General features: G+C 46.0%; 20 protein-coding genes and 1 tRNA gene. 15 read left to right on the top strand and 6 right to left on the bottom strand.

The features are described 5' to 3' along the window. Positions 1–390: 390 nt before the first annotated feature. The 10 genes from guaB to ACFTRD_RS31995 all read left to right on the top strand — a co-directional run bounded on the left by guaB (position 391) and on the right by ACFTRD_RS31995 (position 9,573). A complete protein-coding gene (gene guaB / locus ACFTRD_RS32040; protein WP_192272285.1) occupies positions 391–1,848 on the top strand; it encodes an IMP dehydrogenase in 1,458 nt (485 codons plus the stop codon). A 422-nt stretch (positions 1,849–2,270) separates the two neighbouring features. Then, complete coding sequence (locus ACFTRD_RS32035) at positions 2,271–3,659, top strand: D-alanyl-D-alanine carboxypeptidase family protein (protein ID WP_379387003.1); 1,389 nt, start codon at positions 2,271–2,273, stop codon at positions 3,657–3,659. 244 nt (positions 3,660–3,903) lie between these two features. Further along, positions 3,904–4,785 (top strand): pyridoxal 5'-phosphate synthase lyase subunit PdxS, encoded by an 882-nt coding sequence (pdxS, locus tag ACFTRD_RS32030; RefSeq protein ID WP_056698065.1) that lies wholly within the window; start codon positions 3,904–3,906, stop codon positions 4,783–4,785. Positions 4,786–4,802: 17 nt separating this feature from the next. Continuing rightward, positions 4,803–5,384, top strand: a complete 582-nt coding sequence (gene pdxT, locus ACFTRD_RS32025; protein ID WP_379387000.1) for a pyridoxal 5'-phosphate synthase glutaminase subunit PdxT — start codon at positions 4,803–4,805, stop codon at positions 5,382–5,384. Between the two features lie 275 nt (positions 5,385–5,659). After that, on the top strand, positions 5,660–6,943 hold the full coding sequence (gene serS / locus ACFTRD_RS32020) for a serine--tRNA ligase (RefSeq protein WP_379386998.1): 1,284 nt from the start codon (positions 5,660–5,662) through the stop codon (positions 6,941–6,943). 320 nt (positions 6,944–7,263) lie between these two features. Beyond that, positions 7,264–7,352 (top strand) — tRNA-Ser (locus tag ACFTRD_RS32015). A gap of 144 nt (positions 7,353–7,496) precedes the next feature. Beyond that, a complete protein-coding gene (locus ACFTRD_RS32010) occupies positions 7,497–7,838 on the top strand; it encodes a hypothetical protein (RefSeq protein ID WP_379386996.1) in 342 nt (113 codons plus the stop codon). A gap of 25 nt (positions 7,839–7,863) precedes the next feature. Next, positions 7,864–8,040: a hypothetical protein gene (locus tag ACFTRD_RS32005; RefSeq protein ID WP_192272293.1), complete on the top strand. Its 177-nt coding sequence runs from the start codon at positions 7,864–7,866 to the stop codon at positions 8,038–8,040. Positions 8,041–8,064: 24 nt separating this feature from the next. Next, a complete protein-coding gene (locus ACFTRD_RS32000) occupies positions 8,065–8,217 on the top strand; it encodes a small acid-soluble spore protein P (protein WP_024628810.1) in 153 nt (50 codons plus the stop codon). Positions 8,218–8,478: 261 nt separating this feature from the next. Continuing rightward, a complete protein-coding gene (locus tag ACFTRD_RS31995) occupies positions 8,479–9,573 on the top strand; it encodes a hypothetical protein (RefSeq protein WP_192272297.1) in 1,095 nt (364 codons plus the stop codon). 95 nt (positions 9,574–9,668) lie between these two features. Here the strand turns inward: ACFTRD_RS31995 and ACFTRD_RS31990 are convergent, their stop codons facing one another. Continuing rightward, positions 9,669–10,238, bottom strand: coding sequence for a GNAT family N-acetyltransferase (locus ACFTRD_RS31990; RefSeq protein ID WP_379386992.1), 570 nt, complete (start codon positions 10,236–10,238; stop codon positions 9,669–9,671). A 33-nt stretch (positions 10,239–10,271) separates the two neighbouring features. Then, positions 10,272–10,772, bottom strand: a complete 501-nt coding sequence (gene tadA, locus ACFTRD_RS31985; protein WP_192272301.1) for a tRNA adenosine(34) deaminase TadA — start codon at positions 10,770–10,772, stop codon at positions 10,272–10,274. Between the two features lie 335 nt (positions 10,773–11,107). On the opposite strand from tadA, the gene ACFTRD_RS31980 reads away from it, so the two are divergent. Next, positions 11,108–13,447 carry an ATP-binding protein gene (locus ACFTRD_RS31980; RefSeq protein ID WP_379386990.1) on the top strand — a complete coding sequence of 780 codons (2,340 nt, stop codon included), beginning with the start codon at positions 11,108–11,110 and terminating at the stop codon, positions 13,445–13,447. Positions 13,448–13,465: 18 nt separating this feature from the next. After that, positions 13,466–14,167: a 23S rRNA pseudouridine(2604) synthase RluF gene (gene rluF / locus ACFTRD_RS31975; RefSeq protein ID WP_192272305.1), complete on the top strand. Its 702-nt coding sequence runs from the start codon at positions 13,466–13,468 to the stop codon at positions 14,165–14,167. A gap of 127 nt (positions 14,168–14,294) precedes the next feature. On the opposite strand, the gene motB is transcribed toward rluF, so the two are convergent. Beyond that, positions 14,295–15,113 (bottom strand): flagellar motor protein MotB, encoded by an 819-nt coding sequence (gene motB, locus ACFTRD_RS31970; RefSeq protein ID WP_192272307.1) that lies wholly within the window; start codon positions 15,111–15,113, stop codon positions 14,295–14,297. Further along, on the bottom strand, positions 15,100–15,900 hold the full coding sequence (motA, locus tag ACFTRD_RS31965) for a flagellar motor stator protein MotA (protein ID WP_192273033.1): 801 nt from the start codon (positions 15,898–15,900) through the stop codon (positions 15,100–15,102). The genes motB and motA overlap by 14 nt, the downstream gene beginning before the upstream one ends. Before the next feature lie 234 nt (positions 15,901–16,134). Here motA and ACFTRD_RS31960 point away from each other — a divergent pair, with 234 nt between their 5' ends. From ACFTRD_RS31960 to rbsK, 3 genes are all read left to right on the top strand, one after another. Next, the gene (locus ACFTRD_RS31960; protein ID WP_379386986.1) at positions 16,135–16,428 is read left to right on the top strand and encodes a hypothetical protein; all 294 of its coding nucleotides are present in this window, start codon (positions 16,135–16,137) and stop codon (positions 16,426–16,428) included. Between the two features lie 248 nt (positions 16,429–16,676). Beyond that, the gene (locus ACFTRD_RS31955) at positions 16,677–16,973 is read left to right on the top strand and encodes a 4a-hydroxytetrahydrobiopterin dehydratase (RefSeq protein ID WP_192272309.1); all 297 of its coding nucleotides are present in this window, start codon (positions 16,677–16,679) and stop codon (positions 16,971–16,973) included. Positions 16,974–17,018: 45 nt separating this feature from the next. Continuing rightward, positions 17,019–18,005, top strand: coding sequence for a ribokinase (gene rbsK, locus ACFTRD_RS31950; protein WP_379386984.1), 987 nt, complete (start codon positions 17,019–17,021; stop codon positions 18,003–18,005). A 334-nt stretch (positions 18,006–18,339) separates the two neighbouring features. Here the strand turns inward: rbsK and ACFTRD_RS31945 are convergent, their stop codons facing one another. Both ACFTRD_RS31945 and ACFTRD_RS31940 read right to left on the bottom strand, forming a co-directional pair. Continuing rightward, positions 18,340–18,699 (bottom strand): c-type cytochrome, encoded by a 360-nt coding sequence (locus tag ACFTRD_RS31945; RefSeq protein ID WP_192272313.1) that lies wholly within the window; start codon positions 18,697–18,699, stop codon positions 18,340–18,342. A gap of 149 nt (positions 18,700–18,848) precedes the next feature. Further along, the gene (locus tag ACFTRD_RS31940) at positions 18,849–19,343 is read right to left on the bottom strand and encodes a GNAT family N-acetyltransferase (protein ID WP_379386981.1); all 495 of its coding nucleotides are present in this window, start codon (positions 19,341–19,343) and stop codon (positions 18,849–18,851) included. Positions 19,344–19,413 lie beyond the last annotated feature (70 nt).

Raw genomic sequence — 19,413 nt, 5'->3', positions numbered from 1 at the left:
GGTACTTGGACCGCAGGGTCCTGGGAGAGTAGGACGCCGCCAAGCAAAGAACCACTGCCGATGTTATTCGGTGGTGGTTTTTATTTGTTTATAAGGAAGTATAGATAACTTTGAATACAGTGTTCTAACTGAATTACCATAGATAAACACCACCCGTTTGAGGTGGTGTTTTTGATATATACTAGGAACTTGTCCGCTCATGAAATACAGTTGTATGCATCAGACAACACACCTGATATAACCAGGGACTTTCCCTTGACAGTCTAAATAACGCTTTGCTAAGATGGCAATAATAAATTTTTCAGAAAACGTATTTTCGGCATAAAATACAGCCTGGGATCTTCGGGTTTTGGACCGTAAAGCTGAGCAAACATAAGGAGGAACACCCGCGTGTGGGAAGATAAATTTGGTAAGGAAGGTTTTACCTTCGACGATGTACTGCTGGTGCCACGGAAATCCGAGACACTGCCTAAAGAAGTGGACGTATCTGTTCGTTTGAGTGACAGCGTAAAACTGAATATCCCTTTGATCAGTGCTGGTATGGATACTGTTACCGAAGCGACATTGGCTATTGCGATTGCTCGTGAAGGCGGTATTGGTATCATCCATAAAAATATGTCTGTTGAGCAGCAAGCGGAAGAAGTGGATCGGGTTAAGCGTTCAGAGAGTGGCGTTATTACCAATCCGTTCTCATTGACAGCGGAACATTTGGTGTCTGATGCTGAATCCGTTATGGCGAAGTATCGCATTTCCGGTGTGCCAATTGTTGATGGAGACCAGAAGCTAGTGGGTATCCTGACCAATCGTGACTTGCGTTTCATCCACGACTTCTCCATTAAAATCAGCGAAGTCATGACTCGTGAGAATTTGGTTACTGCGCCTGTAGGGACTACATTGCAAGAAGCAGAAGGCATCCTGCAAAAGCATAAAATCGAGAAACTTCCATTAGTAGATGAGTCCAACACATTGAAAGGTCTCATTACCATTAAAGATATCGAAAAAGCAATTCAATTCCCTAACGCAGCCAAAGATGCACAAGGACGTTTGTTGGTTGGTGCAGCAATTGGTATTTCCAAAGATACCTTCGAACGTGCTGATGCTTTGGTCCAAGCTGGCGTTGATCTGATTACGGTAGACTCGGCACACGGACATCACATTAACATCATTGATGCGGTTCGTCAGCTGCGTGAGCGTTTCCCGAACCTGACGATTGTTGCAGGTAACGTTGCTACAGGTGATGCAACCCGTGAACTGATTGAAGCAGGAGCATCGGTTGTCAAAGTAGGAATTGGTCCAGGCTCCATTTGTACAACTCGTGTAATTGCAGGTATCGGTGTTCCACAAGTAACAGCAGTATATGATTGTGCAAATGTAGCACGTGAATATGGTGTACCAATCATTGCTGATGGTGGCATCAAGTACTCTGGTGAAATTACCAAGGCTCTTGCTGCAGGCGCTCATGCAGTTATGCTGGGAAGCTTGTTTGCAGGTACGGCAGAAAGTCCGGGAGAAACGGAAATCTTCCAAGGACGTAGCTACAAAGTGTACCGCGGTATGGGTTCGATGGCGGCGATGAAACAAGGAAGTAAAGATCGTTACTTCCAGGATGATGACAAGAAACTGGTTCCGGAAGGAATTGAGGGTCGCGTTGCTTACAAAGGTCCATTATCTGATACTATTCACCAGTTGATTGGTGGTCTGCGTTCAGGTATGGGATACTGCGGTACAAGCAATTTGGAGCAGCTTCGTAACAACACACAGTTTATTCGTATTACAGGTGCGGGACTTCGTGAAAGTCATCCGCATGATGTACAGATTACGAAAGAAGCCCCTAACTACTCGTTGTAATCTGAATTGTGTAAATAATTTCCAGGACAGGCTGGGCGATTTTCGCCAGGCCTGTCTTTTTTTGCGGATACCCCTGTGATAGAATAGAACAAGCGGTAATGATCCTTTAATGGATTAGGGCGTTGCGGCGGTTTTTTGACGTGGATCTATGAAACTGCTAATTACAATCCGTTTTACCTTACAGAAAAGGTTGCCCAGCTAAAAAGAAGCGCGGACGTCCTTTTACATAAGCATTCTACACAATGCTAATTAAGTGACAATCGATATTGAACTTCAGGAGCAATGTTATTGCTCTTTCGATAAAGCGCATATATTTCACATCTCACACATCATCTCCACTTGTTAGGGAAGACGAAAATATTGCAGCTCAAGCTGCACTGAAGCTTAGTATAAAAAGCTTCGGACCGAAGGGAGTATTATCATTGAAAGCTAAACAAATGAATAAGAAAAAGCGTCAAATGCTCAAAAAAAGCGTAGCCTCGGTTATGCTGATCAATATGCTCTGCATGTCTGCGGTAATGCCGGTTATGGCTGCTGCTAACGACTCCGGCCAGGTACTGACTGCTGCGGCTACAACAAAAAAGGCTGAAAAAGCCGTGGACATTCCTTCAGTGGACTCACTGGGACTCGAGGTTAAGTCAGCCATACTGATGGAGGCTTCAACGGGTCAGATTCTACTCAATGTTAATGCTGATAAAGCTATGCCGCCTGCTAGTATGACTAAAATGATGACCGAGTACATTGTGGCTGAGCAAGTCAAACAAGGGAAATTTAGCTGGGATGATGTTGTTACAGTTAAAAAGAACGCAGCGCAAAGTGAAGGCTCACGCATTTTCCTTGCAGAAGGTGATCAGCATACTATTAAGGAACTATACATCGCCATGGCTGTAGGATCAGCCAACGATGCCACTGTGGCTTTGGCTGAACACATCGCTGGTTCCGAACAAGCTTTTGTGAAAATGATGAATGATGAAGCGAAGCGTATGGGAATGAAAGATAGCTACTTTATTAACTCCACAGGACTGGATCGTGCAGATATGCCTGCGGATTTCCGCCCAACTGAAGATAAAGAAATCGTTATGTCAGCACGGGATGCGGCCATTTTGTGCAGATATATCATCATGGACCACCCGGACTACAAAGATTTTACAACGATTCAATCCTACAAATTCCGTCCCAATGATAAGGCTCCAATTGTTAACTATAACTGGATGCTGGAAGCGAATAAAAATATAACCAACTTCAAAAGCTATGCCTATGAAGGTCTGGACGGGATGAAAACAGGTCACACCACGAACGCAGGGAATAACTTTACAGGTACTGCTGAACGTAATGGCATGCGTCTGATCAGTGTGGTTATGGGTACCGATTCGGAGTCTGCGCGTTTCAGAGAAACGAAGAAAGTATTGGACTTTGGGTTCAATAATTTTGAAGTGAAACAGGCGGTTGCCGCCAAAACCAAAGTCACGGGCTGGGAAAATGTACCTTTGAAAAAAGGGAAGGAAACCACAGTGCCTGTAGTCACTGACAATGCAGTGAGTTTTGTTGTACCCAAGGGTACTCAAAACCTGAACGTGACTTTTAAAGCCAATGTAACTGCAGTGGATAAGCTGGTTGCTCCAATCAAGGCTGGAACCAAAGTGGGTACGGTTACTTATACGTATAAAGCCGAGGGAATTGAACCTCAGGAGAAAACCGTTAACCTTATCACCGCAGAAGAAGCAGAAAAAGGCGGTTGGTTCCGTCTCTTCTTCCGTGCAGTCAAAGACTTTTTCGTTGATCTGTTTGACGGTATCAAAAACCTGTTTTAATAGGCAAGAGACCAACAGTGGTCAGAGTATTATGATACTTTTAATATAGTTGGGTTAGATCACTGACAAAATACAAGTAATTCCGACCGGGTGGATTGTATATTTACAATTTTTCCGGTAAAATATCAAGTTAGAATTCTACGTATGATTCAGTTAAATAGTTTATTGTTCTCCGGCCTGGCAAGGCAGGTTATTCACCTTTTCAGAGATGAGAACGACACATACATTACGGGGGGATAGGAAGATGGAAACGGGAACATCGCGCGTTAAAAGAGGTATGGCTGAAATGCAAAAAGGCGGCGTCATTATGGATGTTATGAATGCCGAGCAAGCTAAAATTGCTGAAGCAGCAGGTGCAACAGCAGTTATGGCTCTGGAGCGTGTTCCTTCTGATATTCGTGCAGCAGGTGGAGTAGCCCGTATGGCTGATCCAACCATTGTCGAAGAAGTGATGAAAGTTGTAACCATTCCCGTTATGGCCAAAGCACGGATCGGACATTATGTTGAAGCCAAGGTATTGGAATCCCTGGGCGTGGATTACCTGGATGAGAGTGAAGTGCTGACTCCCGCCGATGAAGTGTTCCATATTGACAAGCATGAGTTCACTGTACCGTTTGTATGTGGTGCCAAAGATTTGGGTGAAGCATTGCGCCGGATTGGCGAAGGAGCTTCCATGATTCGTACGAAAGGTGAGCCGGGAACAGGAAACATTGTTGAAGCGGTTCGTCATATGCGTTTTATTAACAGCCAAATTCGTAAAGTTACCAATATGTCCAAAGACGAATTGTATGCTGAAGCGAAAAACCTTGGCGTAGCTTATGAGCTTTTGCTTGATGTACATGAGAACGGCAAGCTGCCTGTAGTAAATTTCGCCGCTGGTGGCGTGGCTACTCCGGCTGATGCTGCACTTATGATGCACTTGGGCGCTGATGGCGTATTTGTAGGTTCAGGGATTTTCAAATCGGACAGCCCTGAGAAATTTGCACGTGCCATTGTAGAAGCGACTACACATTATACGGATTACAAATTAATTGCTGAAGTGTCCAAAAACCTTGGAGCACCGATGAAAGGCATTGAGATTTCCAAACTTTCACCTTCCGAGCGCATGCAGGATCGCGGCTGGTAAGAGAAGGAGACTTGCAAATGAAGATCGGCGTTTTAGCTCTTCAAGGGGCTGTAACTGAGCATATTCGCAGTATCGAACGGGCTGGAGCAGAAGGATTGGCGATCAAACAGGTTCAGCAGCTAGAGGAACTGGATGGTCTGATCCTTCCAGGCGGTGAGAGTACCACGATTGGCAAACTGATGCGTAAATATGGCTTCATGGATGCTATTCGTGCATTCGCTGCTGAGGGTAAACCGGTATTCGGTACCTGTGCTGGTTTGATTGTTATGGCTAAGCGTATCGCAGGACAAGAGGATGCTCATCTGGAGCTGATGGATATGACCGTATCCAGAAATGCATTTGGACGGCAAAGAGAAAGCTTTGAAACGGATCTCCCGGTAAAAGGTATCGAGGAAATGGTTAGGGCTGTATTCATTCGAGCACCCCTAATCGAAAGTGTAGGGGACGATGTAGAGGTTCTTTCCACTTACAAGGATGAGATCGTTACTGCTCGCCAAGGGCATTTGCTGGCTTGCTCCTATCATCCTGAACTGACAGATGATTATCGACTGCATGCTTACTTTGTAGACATGGCCAGGTCGTATAAACAGTCTGTATAAAACCAATCGTGATTGATATACAACCTATGATCTGCCGGTGAACCGGATCAGTCCTCCAGAGGCTCACAGGCTTACTGGGTTGGGCTATCTGGTCGGATACCTGATGTTGCCCGTATCTGCTTCCAAAGCGGGAATCGCAGCGTAGGGTACCACCGGAGCTTCATAGGTTATTTTTTTACCATTGAGGAATGATGAAGGAATACGAACCTGCAAAGGTATTGGGTTGTTTTAATAAGAACGTTTCACTTTGTGGTGTTATTTAGGAGGGGTATGTAGTGCTTGATGTGAAAATATTGCGGAATGAGTACGCACGTGTTGAAGAAGCGTTGACGAAACGTGGCAAATCGCTGGATTTAATCACTGGATTCTCGGAAATGGATGCCAAACGTCGGGAATTGCTTCAAGAGAGTGAAAATCTGAAAAATCGCCGGAATACTGTGTCCGGGGAAGTCGCGAAACTTAAAAAGAGTGGAGAAAATGCGGACGAGCTGATCGTTGAGATGCGTGAAGTTTCGGATCGGATCAAAGCAATGGACGAAGAAGTTCGCGAGCTGGAAGTGAAGATTAATGATCTGACCATGGCAATTCCAAACATCCCTAATGAGAGTGTACCTGTTGGTGCTTCCGAAGAAGATAATGTGGAGATTCGTCGTTGGGAGGAGCCCAAGTCATTTTCATTTACACCAAAAGCACACTGGGAAATCGCCCAAGATCTCGATATTCTTGATTTTGAAGCAGCTGCAAAAGTAACAGGTTCCCGTTTTACGTTCTATAAAGGAATGGGCGCACGTCTGGAACGTGCCTTGATCAACTTTATGATGGATCTGCACAGCGATCAGCATGGGTATGAAGAGATTCTGCCTCCGTATATCGTTAACCGTGACAGCTTGTTTGGTACAGGTCAATTGCCTAAATTCGAGGAGGATCTGTTTAAGCTGAAAGATACGGAGTATTATCTGATTCCTACGGCTGAAGTTCCGGTAACGAACTATCATCGCGAAGAGATTCTCAATGCCGATCAACTGCCTAAACATTTTGTGGCGTACAGCTCTTGTTTCAGATCCGAAGCTGGTTCTGCTGGACGGGATACACGTGGTTTGATCCGTCAACACCAGTTCAATAAGGTGGAATTGTTGAAACTGTCTTCTCCTGAAACTTCGTATGAGGAATTGGAGAACATGACACAAAATGCGGAACGTGTTCTTCAACTACTGGGTCTACCTTACCGTGTTTTGACGTTGTGTACAGCAGATATGGGCTTCACGTCTGCAAAAACGTATGATATTGAGGTCTGGTTGCCTGAAAGCAATACGTATCGTGAAATTTCGTCTTGCTCCAACTGTGAGGATTTCCAAGCACGTCGGGCTAATATCCGTTTCCGCAGAGAACCCAAATCCAAACCAGAATTTGTTCATACGTTGAATGGTTCAGGACTGGCAGTAGGACGAACTGTTGCAGCTATACTGGAGAACTACCAACAAGAAGATGGAACCGTAGTGATCCCTGAAGCGCTGCGTTCTTACATGGGCGGAGTAAGTGTGATTACGCGTCGTTCCTAAGAGAAATGAATGAAAAAACCGTCTCCTGACAAATGGAAGAGCAGAACGTTCCGTTTGGACAAGGAGACGTTTTTTTGTTGTTTATAACCGTGGTCATTCACTACCTCATCATGGAAAAGTCTAAATTCGATTATAAAGGGAAGGTCAGAACCAATTCTGGACAAGAATAGTGGTGGTCAGGCCAGATGTTTTTTACAGTTACCACAATAAGCAGCAATTTTTTTAGATGAAAGAATTTTAAAATGATATAAAGGGTTGCTTTTTGGTATATAATTATGGTATGATCATTTTCGTGGCAAGTTTATAAAAGTTAATATCCTGGAGAGGTACCGAAGCGGTCATAACGGGGCGGTCTTGAAAACCGTTAGGGTGCAAGCCCACGTGGGTTCGAATCCCACCCTCTCCGCCATACTACAATAATGATAAGGATTCGAGCGATAAGCTCGGGTCCTTTTTTGCATTTTACAGATGAGACATAATCGAATACAACGTTGGCTACATGATGCATAAAAATAACCGAATCGCCGCACTTTATAGGAGTGGAGGTGGTAAGATGAACCGCGAATTAAACATAGATCAGACGGAGCTTGTAGATGCTTGGCAAGAGAGATTGCCTGAAGTGTTAAATGTCGGAGATCGAGCTCAGGTAATGGCAGACGAGGCTGATCAGCAGGCTATTCGAATTCACATTGCAACAGCCGGACACCAGATGTATTCTTTTGATTTCAAGTGTGCTTATGTGGACTCTCGTGAAGTCAGTGTGCAACTGATTGATGTGGAACGGGATGGACAAACGACAGATGAGCGTACAGAACCGATTCAGGAATTGGCTCAGGATTATACAAGGCACATTCATGAATGCGCCCAGTCGTTACAATCCAAAACAAGACAATAGGTTAATGTCAAAGGAGTGGTTATAAGTGAGCAAAGCAAAAGACGGAACAGACAAAAACCTGCAAAATGTAGTCGCTGATCTGGGTCAGACAGCTGTGAATAGTCATCATGCGCAGCAGATTCAGCAGGATGCGAATGATCGTCGACATCAGGATTCCCTGAATCACGATAAAACGGAAGATATGGATCCATCCCATTCCTAAATCCAATGAAGAGGGGGAAACGACATGAGCAAACCCAAAACAACACCTGTGCCTGAAGCTCAGGCCGCTGAACAGCATCGAAAACCTGAGAAGCATTCTTCCATGCAGGAACCGTTGTCAGGCTCCAAAAAGGTGAAAAACCAGAACCATGTGGATCATAACAATCCTCAAGGGTAACCTGGAAAAGATACAATCCCTTTGCACATATAATATGCATAACCATAGCCAACAACTCCGGTTAACATACCGGGGTTTTTGCGCGTTCATACATTATTTAAAGGTGGAATCCATTGATTTCTCATGCTTACATAGGTCTTTGTAGCCAATTTAGAGAGCAAAGATCACAAATTTCCCAAATCGTGTTTCCGTTTCAGAATAAATGGTATATCATTGATGTTGAACTATTTTTTTGGGGTTATCACGAGAGGAGAGAAACAAATGACTAAACGTATGGGGGCGCTTCTTCTTACGTTGCTGTTAACCGTATCTTTGGCACTGACAGCATGTAGCAGCAAGCAAGAACCAAAAGAGGCATTGAAGACGGCGGCAGCCAATGCTTCCAAACTGACTTCGTATGAGATGAGTTCCAATTTCACAATTAATGAATTGAGCTATAAACCTGCAGACGAATCACAACAGGATCCAACGATGTCTCAGTTTATGAACATGCTGAAGGATGCCCAGTTGAATGTAACTGGTGTATACCAAAACGAGCCAATGCAAACCGAAATGACGGTAGGCATTGAACTCAAGGGTGATATGGGGATGACATTTAATATTCCAATGGTTATGACCGCTGAGAAATTATATGTTAAGGTACCAAGTATTCCATTCTTCCCAATCCCAGAAACGGTTGTTGGTAAGTTCCTGGAGCTGGATCTGAAAGAACTGGCTGAACAAGAAGGAACCGAATGGAACCCGGATGCTATGGATGCAGCGAAGACACAAAAGCTGAGCAATGAAGTCATGGATGCTGTTCTGGGCGAGTATGATCAGGATAAATTCTTTAAAAACCTGGATGTGAAGGATGCACAGCTTCCTGAAGGTGTGGATGCCAAACAGGTGGTACAATTTTCGGTCAACAATGACAATGTGAAAGAAGCAGTTACTGTTCTGGTAACCAAAGCATTGCCAAAAGTGCTGGATATTATCTCTAAAGAAGAATATCGTGACATGTTGCAAATGAGTCAGGAAGATATCAATCAAGCCAAAGAGGATCTGAAGATCTCTGAAGCGGATCAAGCTGAAATGGCTAAGGATCTCGACAAACTGAAAGACACCCTGACCATTAATCAGTTCCACATTGATTTCGCATTGGATAAAAAGGACTTCCCGGTATATCAAAAAATGGTTGCTGATATGTTGATCAAACAACCGGATACCAAAGATGAAATTAAACTTGCATTCACGGGTTCAAACACATACACCAAAATTAACGAGAAGCCAGCTTTCAAAATCAATATCCCTACTGGTGAAAACGTAATTACAATGGATAAGTTTGAAGAACTGATGAATGCATCTTACGGATACTAAGTTCTCCGATTCATTAGTTAAATCAAAGAGCCGCTCGACCTTAGGGTTGAGCGGCTCTTTGTATGTTTTCCATAGTCTGTTCAATTACTGTGCATTTACTGCAAAGATTCACCCAAGTCCTCGGCCAGCACAGCGTATATCTGATGATCCTGATACTCTCCATTAATCTTGAGGTATTTACGAGCGATACCCTCCGCTTGGAACCCGTTTTTCTCCAGAACCCGTTTCGAACCCGTATTGGATAACAGGATGGCTGCCTGAACACGATTTAACTTCAAAGCACGGAAAGCGTAGGATACAGCAAGCTTGACGGCTGCAGTCATCCGTCCACCGCCCTGATAGTCTGGATGTATAAAGTACCCCATGTCTGTATAATTGGCCACGCCATGAACGACATTATTCAGGCTAACCTGGCCAATCAGAAGGCCATCATCGATAGTGAAAATCCCGAATTGATAACCGGTTCCATCCTCGGCTGCCTGCATTCTATCCTGAATACGTCTGGTTTGTGCATGAAGCGTGTAGAACTCATCATCTCGAATAGGTTCCACGGATTGATAGGGAAGGCGAGTGGTTTGAATAAGAGCAAGATACGCTTCCGTATCTTGTAAAGTAAGTAACCTAAGACTTATTCCTTTGGGTGTATCATATAGTGTGAGCGGCATGAATGCACTCCCTTTCTTAATGGATGTTAAGGTTTATTTTTTTCGTAAACGCCGGAAGAATTGAGTCAGCATACTGGAGCACTCCAGTTGCAGAATATCAGCAACGACTTCGGTTCGGTGATTAAAACGAGGTTCCTGCAGCAGATTCATTAATGTTCCTGCACATCCAGCCTTGGGATCAGCTGTACCATATATAACAATAGGCACTCTAGATTGCACAATGGCACCTGCACACATGGGGCAGGGCTCCAAAGTGACGTACAAACTGCAATCCAACAATCGCCATGCCCCGATCGCTTCACTGGCCTGCCGAATGGCAACCATTTCAGCATGAGCTGTGGAATCGAGTGTCGTCTCACGCAGATTATATCCACGACCAATAATGCGATTATGTTGAACAATTACTGCCCCAATGGGTACTTCCCCAAGAGCTTCGGCTTTGTGTGCCTCGGCGATCGCTTCTCGCATCCAGTATTCGTGTTGAGACTGTACCGGGAGATGCGAAAGATCAGGGTGAAGAGCGTCGTCTTTCATTACTATTAAAACTCCTTCCAAAAAGCACTTTTGTACGGCGAACAAACATTCGTTTGTTAACATACTGTGTATAAGTCTGTGGATAAGTACCGAGTTGCTCACAGAGTTATGAACATACTATCCACATGCCTGTGGATTTGTGTATAGTTTTTAGCGGTTATTCCCATTCAAGGCATCAAAAAGACAAAATACAATTAATTTCGCGCTTTTCAGCCAAGCGGTAACTTTTGGACAAGGGTCGATTATCCTTTTCAAATAGAGATACAACAGTTATGATGGATATAGGTTTTGCCATATATCGCCAGAGGGTACAAGCCGAGAGGTGAACGAAAAAGTTGTCTATTAAAACGAAATTATCCATGATTATGTCGTGCTCAGTGCTCGTCATTTTGGTTCTGAATATAGCTCTGAGTTATTATACTACAGAAGAGAATCTAAGGCAGGACAGCGAGAACAAAATGGTGCTTACGGCCAAGCAAATTGCAATTGCTGTCGAACAAAGCCAATCCAGTTCGGAATATGTAAAACGGCAGATTGGGAACAACCTGTGGCTGGCATCAATCATGGCGGCAGCAGAACTGGACCCGGATATTAATAATATCACAAATGAAGATCTGGTTCGCATGAGCGAAAAGGTTGGGGTCTCCCATATTTCTTTGATGGAGCAGACAGACGATGATATCGTTGTTACACGTTCTTCCGATCCAAGGGAGATCGGATTGTCTACAAAGTCTATGACGTATTGGTATCAGGCATTTAAACAGCTGTTTGAAAAACATCAGGTTACTATATCACAGGGGCAGACATTTGACCATTTTTGGTCGGATGGATTTGAATATTCGACATCAAGTCCGTCAGATATTGATATCTGGGGATACTATCATGATGGGAAGAGGAATTACATAATTAATCCCTTCTATAACAATGCTGCTGTTGATGACTATGTGAAGATCTCTGGTCCAGACGAGATTCTGAACAAGATTCGTGAAGTTAATTCTTCCATTCTGGAGATCACAGGCATTAATCCACTGACCTTTGGTAGTCCAACAATGAATAATGACGGAAGGGATACAAACCATAGCAAGTTGAACAACAGACCCATTCGTTTCGGTACGTACCAATATGGTGCGGCAGAAGAGGACCATAAGGCAGTCGTACGGGCGATTCGTACCGGACAGAATGTATCTTTTGTCAGTGAAACTCATGATCAGAAGGTTCTTAAAAGTTTCATTCCGATATTCACCCCGAATGAATCGTCCTATGTCATTAGTATTGTCATGGATTATAAGCAAATATCCTCGATGGTGTCGGAACAATTGGTCAGCCATGCCTCCATATCCCTTGTGTTGCTTGAGATCGTGATCTTTGGCAGCTATTTGCTTGCAGGATATATTACTCGCCCCATTCAATTAATTCTGGGCAAAGTGAACGACGTGGCTGACGGACATTTTGATTTCCGTCTGAAAGTGAGAAGGAAAGATGAACTGGGTCAATTAGCTAATCGCATTAATGCCATGATTCGCAATTTGGGTCATTATACGAATCGCTTGAAACAGATGTATGAAGAAAATCGGGCCGTAAAAGAGCATCTGGAATCGATCATTAACCAAACGGCGGATGCCATTCATATTACCGATCTGGATGGGAACGTGCTGCGGGTCAACCGGGCCTTTGAGCAGTTATATGGCTGGCGCAGCCGTGAAGTTGAAGGCCGCCAATTGAAGATTATTCCTCCTGGCTCTGAAGAGGAAATGAAAGTGCAGCATGCTCAGCTGATTGAGGGGATGTCGATTACATCCAATGAGACAACATGGATGAAGAAGGATGGCAGCCGCGTCGAAGTCAGCGTGAGTACAGCACCGGTCAGAGATGAAGCAGGCGAGATTACTGCGCTGATTAGTGTGTCCAGAGACATTACAAGTCGTAACCGAATGGAGGAGCTGCTCAGACGTTCAGAGAAGCTCACGACGGTAGGCCAGCTGGCAGCTGGGGTTGCACATGAAATACGTAATCCACTCACAACCCTGCGAGGGTTCCTTCAACTTCAACAGGAAACGAACAAGCTTAATCATCGCCATTTGGATTTGATGTTGTCTGAATTGGATCGAATTAATCTTATTGTGGGTGAATTTTTGATCCTGGCCAAACCGCAGGCGGTTCATTTTCAGGAGCGGGATATTCGCTTCATTCTAGGTGATGTCATATCACTGCTGGACAGCCAGGCACATCTGCATGGTGTGGAATTTGTACTAAGTGCTTCATCCGATTCGGCTATGGTACACTGTGAAGAGAATCAGTTGAAGCAGGTTTTCATCAATTTGCTGAAGAATGGGATGGAGGCCATGCCAGACGGAGGCAATATTCGCATTAAACTCCATCATGATGAAAAGACGAGTCGGGTGCGGATTGAAATCAAGGATGAAGGAACCGGGATTCCTGAAGAGATGATGCCCAAGCTGGGAGAACCGTTCTTTACGAGCAAGGAATCGGGAACCGGACTTGGCCTGATGGTCAGCCAGCGCATTATTCAATCACATAAGGGCATGATGGATATTAAAAGCGTCATGAACAAGGGAACGACCGTCATTATCGACCTGCCTGCTTCCAAGCAGCAACCGGAGAGTACAGAGGAAGAAAATAAGGCGGAAAACGAACTTACAGACGAAGAGAACTAGATGAGGTGAGATCTCCTTTTGCGTATTAATAAATTTATCAGTGAAACCGGTTATTGTTCCCGTCGTGAAGCCGACAGATTGGTGGAAAGCGGGAAAGTAACGATTAATGGAGTGCAGGCCGAGCTGGGCAGTCAGGCGGAAGATGGCGATGATGTTCGAATTAATGGCCAGCCTATTAAAGAAAAAAGAAAACATGTATACATTGCACTCAATAAACCGGTTGGTATAACCAGTACAACCGAGCGGCATATTCAAGGGAACATTGTTGATTTTGTAGGGCACAAGGAACGAATCTTTCCGATTGGTCGTCTGGATAAGGATTCAGAAGGTTTGATTCTGATGACCAACGATGGCGATATCGTCAATCGAATTCTAAGGGCGGAAGGGCGCCATGAGAAAGAATATATTGTTACCGTAGACCGTGCCGTAACGCCAAGTTTCCTGAAAGGCATGAGTACAGGAGTCAAGATCCTTGGCGAAATGACGCTGCCTTGTACGGTGACTCGGATATCCGAGCGAGTGTTCCGGATAATCTTAACCGAAGGGAAAAACCGTCAAATTCGCCGGATGTGCAGTGCGTTTGGCTACGAGGTTCGGAAGTTGAAGCGGATTCGAATTATGAACATTCATCTTGGCGAACAGGCTACAGGTCATTGGAGAGAACTAACGCCTGCAGAAAAATCGGAATTGGGCGGTCTGCTGGATTATACGCTAGAATAAAAGATGGCTATCAAAGCGCTGCTTTCCTCTAAGGGGAAGCAGCGCTTTTAATATCAGCAGACAGAAAAAAGCCACTCTTCTTCGATGAAAGAGAGTGGCATGTACATTTGCTTGCTGCATTTAGTCCTTAATTACCTTGTCCGACTGATTTTACAGACGGGTTATTACTTTGATACTTCCGGATAATTGAAACTTCAACCCGGCGGTTCTGAGCTCTTCCGGCATTCGTTTGGTTGCTGGCGACTGGATGATACTCTCCATAACCGCTAGGTGTAAATTTTGCAGGGTCCAGTGAATCATTCAACAGAAGAATTTTGAGGAAATTCAGTGCCCGATCGGCACTTAAATCCCAGTTGTCCTTATATTGGCTGTTCGAAATGGGAACATTATCCGTATGACCAGATACAACCACTTCGTATTCCGGGAATTCCTGCAACATGCTGGAGATAGCTTTAGCCAGTGAGCGTGACTCCGGCTTAACATCAGCCCGTCCTGAGGAGAACAGGGCATTATCACTGATGGTGATCTTGAGCTCTGATTGATTCAGCTTGGTATTAAGCTGATCCGATAATCCGTTTTTATTGATATATTGGTCTAAGCGCTTCTTGAGCTTCTCCAGATCTTCCTGTTCTTTCTTGGCCATCTGGGCATCGGTAATCTGAGCTGGTGTATTCTTGGTGATTTCCTGCGGTTCCTTTTTACTTTTGCCTAGATCTGTACTTGATTGCGTAGGGTTCATGGAAGAATGATCTAGGACACCCGAACCACCATTCAATGCACTGCTAAGCGCCTGGGACATCTCTTCGAATTTTGCTGCATCTATGGAGCTCATAGAGAATAATGTGATAAACAGAGCAAGCAGCAACGTCATCAAGTCGGAATAAGGAAGCAACCAGCTCTCGTCTATATGTTCTTCATGAGGTTCGTGTTTTTTAGCCTTTTTCACCTGATGATCCCTCCTTCTCTTCCAGCTGTCTACGTTCGGAAGGTGTCAGGAATACAGATAGTTTTTGGTTGATGGCAATAGTGGATACTCCGGATTGTATCGATAACAATCCTTCAACCATCATCAGCTTGATCTCCATTTCTTTCTTGGACATCCGCTTCAGTTTGTTGGACATGGGATGCCACAACACGTAACCACTAAAGATACCAAGGAGTGTAGCGATAAATGCCGCCGCAATGGCGTGGGATAGTTTCTCCATGTCACTAAGGTCGGCAAGTGCCGCAATCAGACCTACAACGGCTCCGAGTACCCCGAGCGTTGGTGCGTACATCCCTGCTTGGGCGAAGATCAAGGCGCCGCCGCGATGGCGTTCTTCTGTGGCATGAATATCTTCCATTAATACATCACTTACAAATTCCTGGTCGTTGCCGTCAATGATCATACGCATTCCGCCACGTAGGAATTGATCATCAATCTCTTCTACTTTTGACTCCAGTGCCAGCAAACCTTCACGTCGGGTAGTGGAAGCCCAATCCATAAATGTGCCGATCAGTGAAACACGGTCAATCAGTTGCTGCTTTTTGAAAAGAATCCCAAAGAGCTTGGGGATTTTCTTAACTTCAGACATAGGAAATGCCATGAAAATGGTTCCTGCCGTACCAACAAAGATAATAACGTAGGCTGCCGGGTTGTTAACCAGGTTGATCAGGGGTGCGCCTTTTAGGAACATACCCAGTACAAGTGAAACCAGCCCCAAAACTAGTCCGATAATCGTTGAAATTTCCATCATACACCTCATCCATGAGATAAAATTGAATCCTTTCAAGCGGCTCTATTCGGGCTTCCGGACGAACGTTACGCCGCAATCCGCTAAACGTTAGGCATCCCCTTTAGATGCTGAAACAGTTAAAACGGTCATGTATAGTATTTATCGACCAGAAGGTCTTTTTTTTTAAGGGTTATTTTCAGGTATAATAAGATCAGATCCGCTCCGAAGGGGCCGAACAGGAGTGAAAAGCCAATGGGCGTAAAGCATGGACGGGATTATGAAGGAATATTGACAGATTTGACAGAGGCCATAGGGAGAATACCGGACCGCTACGTTTTCTTTGAAATGGATGCGGAGGAATGGTCGCGTCTGGGGGAGAGGGAGCAACTTGAAGTAGATGAAGCGTTAGCGGAAGATCTGTTCTATGCGCTGGGAACCGAGTCCCTTATACCGGTAGGAGGTGGCGTGGTTATTCACGACAAGAATCAACACCGGATTAATATTTTGATTGGGGAAGAAGAGCTGACATTTGTGCCGCTGATTTAGTAGATGACCTTCGTTATTTGACTTGAAAAATCAGGCGCTTGAATCCCCTAAAGCCTTGCGGCTATTGGGCCCAATGCCATTCGTTATATTGGATTTTGGGGCTTGTCCGTGGTAAGATGATAGTCATGAAACGGGCGAGCCGCAGGGCGGTTGACCTATGCGTTGGGTTGCTGTGATAGCGCCAAAGGTTTCGGTGGCAGCACGGCAGGTGTCTGTGATGAGCCATCATATGGGGAGGAAGATAACGTATGGTTTTTTCGCAAGAGGAAGTCGAAGCTCATCTGGGGAGGCTGGAAGGCTGGGAACTGGAAGAGGGACGGTGGATTGTCCGCAAGTTCGTATTTTCCAACTTCATGAAGGGGATTGCTTTTGTGGACGAGGTCGCAGCGATTTCGGAAGCATTCAATCATCACCCTTTTATTACGATTGACTATACAACAGTCACGCTGCGTCTCACATCATGGGATGAAGGCGGTATAACATCTGTAGACATTAAAGAAGCAGAGCAATATAACGAGGCATTTGAGAAAATGAGGTCGGAATAACCGGGATCGGTTATTAACGTACTACCGGAAATGAGTGAAGCAACCATGTCAGACGATAATCAGAACAAACCTCTTATTGCTGTCGTAGGCAGCCTGAATATGGATCTTGTGGTGAAAACCGATATCATTCCCGAAGAGGGGGAGACGGTAAGCGGGGAGGAACTGCACTATCTGGCTGGTGGGAAAGGCGCCAATCAAGCCGTTGCCGCAGCACGACTGGGCGGACAGACAACGATGGTGGGAGCGGTAGGTTCGGATGCTTTTGGTGAACGTCTGTTACACAGTCTGGCTGAGAGCGGAGCAGATGCCTCGCAGGTTCGTATACTGGATGATACCATCACTGGTACGGCCTCCATCTGGCTCTCCAAAGGAGATAATCGGATTATCGTCATTCCCGGAGCGAATGGGCGACTTGAACCTGCCATGCTGGAGGAAGCGGATACGGTAAAAAGCCTGACTGCAGCGGCAGCGGTGCTGCTGCAGCTGGAGATCCCGCTGCCTGCGGTCACCCGCGCCGCCCAACTGGCGGCTGAAGGCAGCGCACTGGTGGTGCTCAACCCAGCGCCTGCGGTGCCGGGGCTGCCCCAGGAGCTGCTGCGGTGCGTCGACGTTGTCACGCCGAACCGCAGCGAGCTCGCCGTGCTCACCGGCCGGGATGAACTCCGGCCGGAAGACGTGGATGCGGCGGTCGCAGAGCTCGCCGCATCCCTCGGGGCCGCTGTCGTCACGACGCTCGGCCCCGAGGGGGCTGTGTACGCGGCGGCACCTGGCGGCCGCGTACAGGCAGGGCGCGCCGGCGCGTGCCGTGCGCCCGGCTACGCCGTAAGCGCCGTCGATACGACCGGCGCGGGCGATTGCTTCAACGGCGCGCTGGCGGTAGCCCTCGCGCGCGGAGAGACACTCGACGCGGCTGTAGGCTTCGCCATGGGCGCGGCCGCGTTGTCCGTGACGAAGCTCGGCGCCCAGTCCGGGATGCCGTCCGCACGTGAAGTGGAGGCTTTCCTGGCTGAGCAGCAGGCAAAGACGCCGTAGTGTATGACGCTTTAGGACGTGCTATAGACGGCCGTATCGGGATCGCTTATGCGAACCGGGGTAACGATGGCACAGGTTTCTTACCAGAGGAGCACCTTATGGCGTTTACACGTGAATATGACCAAGAGGCTCTTACTCTCCCGGCAGGGGGAATAAGAGCCTCTTCTCAGTATGAACAATTGATAAACTCAGCAACACTGGAATAGGATCGACTACGTGGTGCGTCCAGAGCCATGGTGGCTTAGAGCATGCGTGTAGAGCGGAGGACGGTTGGTGTCCCTCGCTTTAACACGCGTGTAATCTGACCTCATTGATTCGCCTTGACCTTCTTGCCTTATTTCTTCTCAGCCAGCCACATCGCAACATTCGCGATTTCTTCATCCTTCAACTTGTCTTTGAACGAAGGCATACCGCCGCTTTTACCTTTGACAATGGTGGTATAAATCTTTTCCACATCGTCCTGGCTTCCAATCTTCTGCAGACTAGGGCCCATGCCCCCTTGAAGCTGATCACCGTGGCAGGTAATACAGTTTGCTTTGACCAATGTCTCAGCCTGTCCTGCATCCATTGTAACTTCCGGCATGGTTGGTTTCGCTTCTTCTGCCACTTCCTCTTTTCCTGGAAGCGTAAACATTAGTACAATAGCTAAAGCGCACGCTGCAAAAAATACCCCGCTCATGATCCATTTGTGCATCCCTTATGTCCCCTCCAGAATGAAGATCATCTAACCTGAAACTATCCATATCATTATAACGGAACCTGTAGTGACATCATAGCATTTTGTGGTAATTTTTTGAACTAATCACATAACCGGGGACTTTTTAGTGCCATTTTATGATTTATTTATCCCCGAGGACCTTCATAGACCATGCAATAAAAAGGTTTCAATCCACTTGGTGTCTGTCGCTCGTATGTATCCTTCGTGACAAATCCAGCCTTTTGATAGACACGAATAGCCCGGTCGTTCCAGGTTAACACTTCCAAATCAATTTCGTTCAGAGGATTTCGGCGAATCGCCTCCTGTACAATGGCCGATACAAAAGCCGTCCCCTGGCCCTGGCCACAACGTCCGGGATGCATACCAAGCCCAATGCGGGTGACACCCTCAAGTGGGAAGTACTGAGCGAACCCGCAGACCTGATGATCCTCTCCCAGCACCGCCGCATACTGTTCCTTCCGCAGCTGGGCATCCCCAAATTCAACTTCCAGTGCTTTCATCTGCTCCCAGGGCAGCCAGCTATAAATATTATAAGGCGGGTCATACTGCCAATCACAGATTTGCTCCGCATGTTCTTCTTGCATGGGCACAACGTGAAACGTCACAGAGGCTTCATCCATACAACTGCACGCTCCTCTCATTGTGAACAAGCTATAATGATTTTGAATTTGTCCATATAGATATGTCATT

The organism is Paenibacillus sp. NPDC056933, from assembly GCF_042674385.1.
In the GTDB taxonomy this organism is placed as follows: domain Bacteria; phylum Bacillota; class Bacilli; order Paenibacillales; family Paenibacillaceae; genus Paenibacillus.
This window is presented reverse-complemented; position numbering and strand designations above follow the sequence as displayed.

Excerpts from the sequence above, each read along its gene's own strand:
- pdxS (WP_056698065.1), top strand. The coding sequence starts at position 3,904 with ATGGAAACGGGAACATCGCGCGTTAAAAGAGGTATGGCTGAAATGCAA.
- pdxT (WP_379387000.1), top strand. The coding sequence starts at position 4,803 with ATGAAGATCGGCGTTTTAGCTCTTCAAGGGGCTGTAACTGAGCATATT.
- ACFTRD_RS32010 (WP_379386996.1), top strand. The coding sequence starts at position 7,497 with ATGAACCGCGAATTAAACATAGATCAGACGGAGCTTGTAGATGCTTGG.
- ACFTRD_RS32000 (WP_024628810.1), top strand. The coding sequence starts at position 8,065 with ATGAGCAAACCCAAAACAACACCTGTGCCTGAAGCTCAGGCCGCTGAA.
- ACFTRD_RS31995 (WP_192272297.1), top strand. The coding sequence starts at position 8,479 with ATGACTAAACGTATGGGGGCGCTTCTTCTTACGTTGCTGTTAACCGTA.
- ACFTRD_RS31990 (WP_379386992.1), bottom strand. The coding sequence starts at position 10,238 with ATGCCGCTCACACTATATGATACACCCAAAGGAATAAGTCTTAGGTTA.
- tadA (WP_192272301.1), bottom strand. The coding sequence starts at position 10,772 with ATGAAAGACGACGCTCTTCACCCTGATCTTTCGCATCTCCCGGTACAG.
- motA (WP_192273033.1), bottom strand. The coding sequence starts at position 15,900 with ATGGAAATTTCAACGATTATCGGACTAGTTTTGGGGCTGGTTTCACTT.
- ACFTRD_RS31960 (WP_379386986.1), top strand. The coding sequence starts at position 16,135 with ATGGGCGTAAAGCATGGACGGGATTATGAAGGAATATTGACAGATTTG.
- ACFTRD_RS31955 (WP_192272309.1), top strand. The coding sequence starts at position 16,677 with ATGGTTTTTTCGCAAGAGGAAGTCGAAGCTCATCTGGGGAGGCTGGAA.
- rbsK (WP_379386984.1), top strand. The coding sequence starts at position 17,019 with ATGTCAGACGATAATCAGAACAAACCTCTTATTGCTGTCGTAGGCAGC.
- ACFTRD_RS31945 (WP_192272313.1), bottom strand. The coding sequence starts at position 18,699 with ATGCACAAATGGATCATGAGCGGGGTATTTTTTGCAGCGTGCGCTTTA.
- ACFTRD_RS31940 (WP_379386981.1), bottom strand. The coding sequence starts at position 19,343 with ATGGATGAAGCCTCTGTGACGTTTCACGTTGTGCCCATGCAAGAAGAA.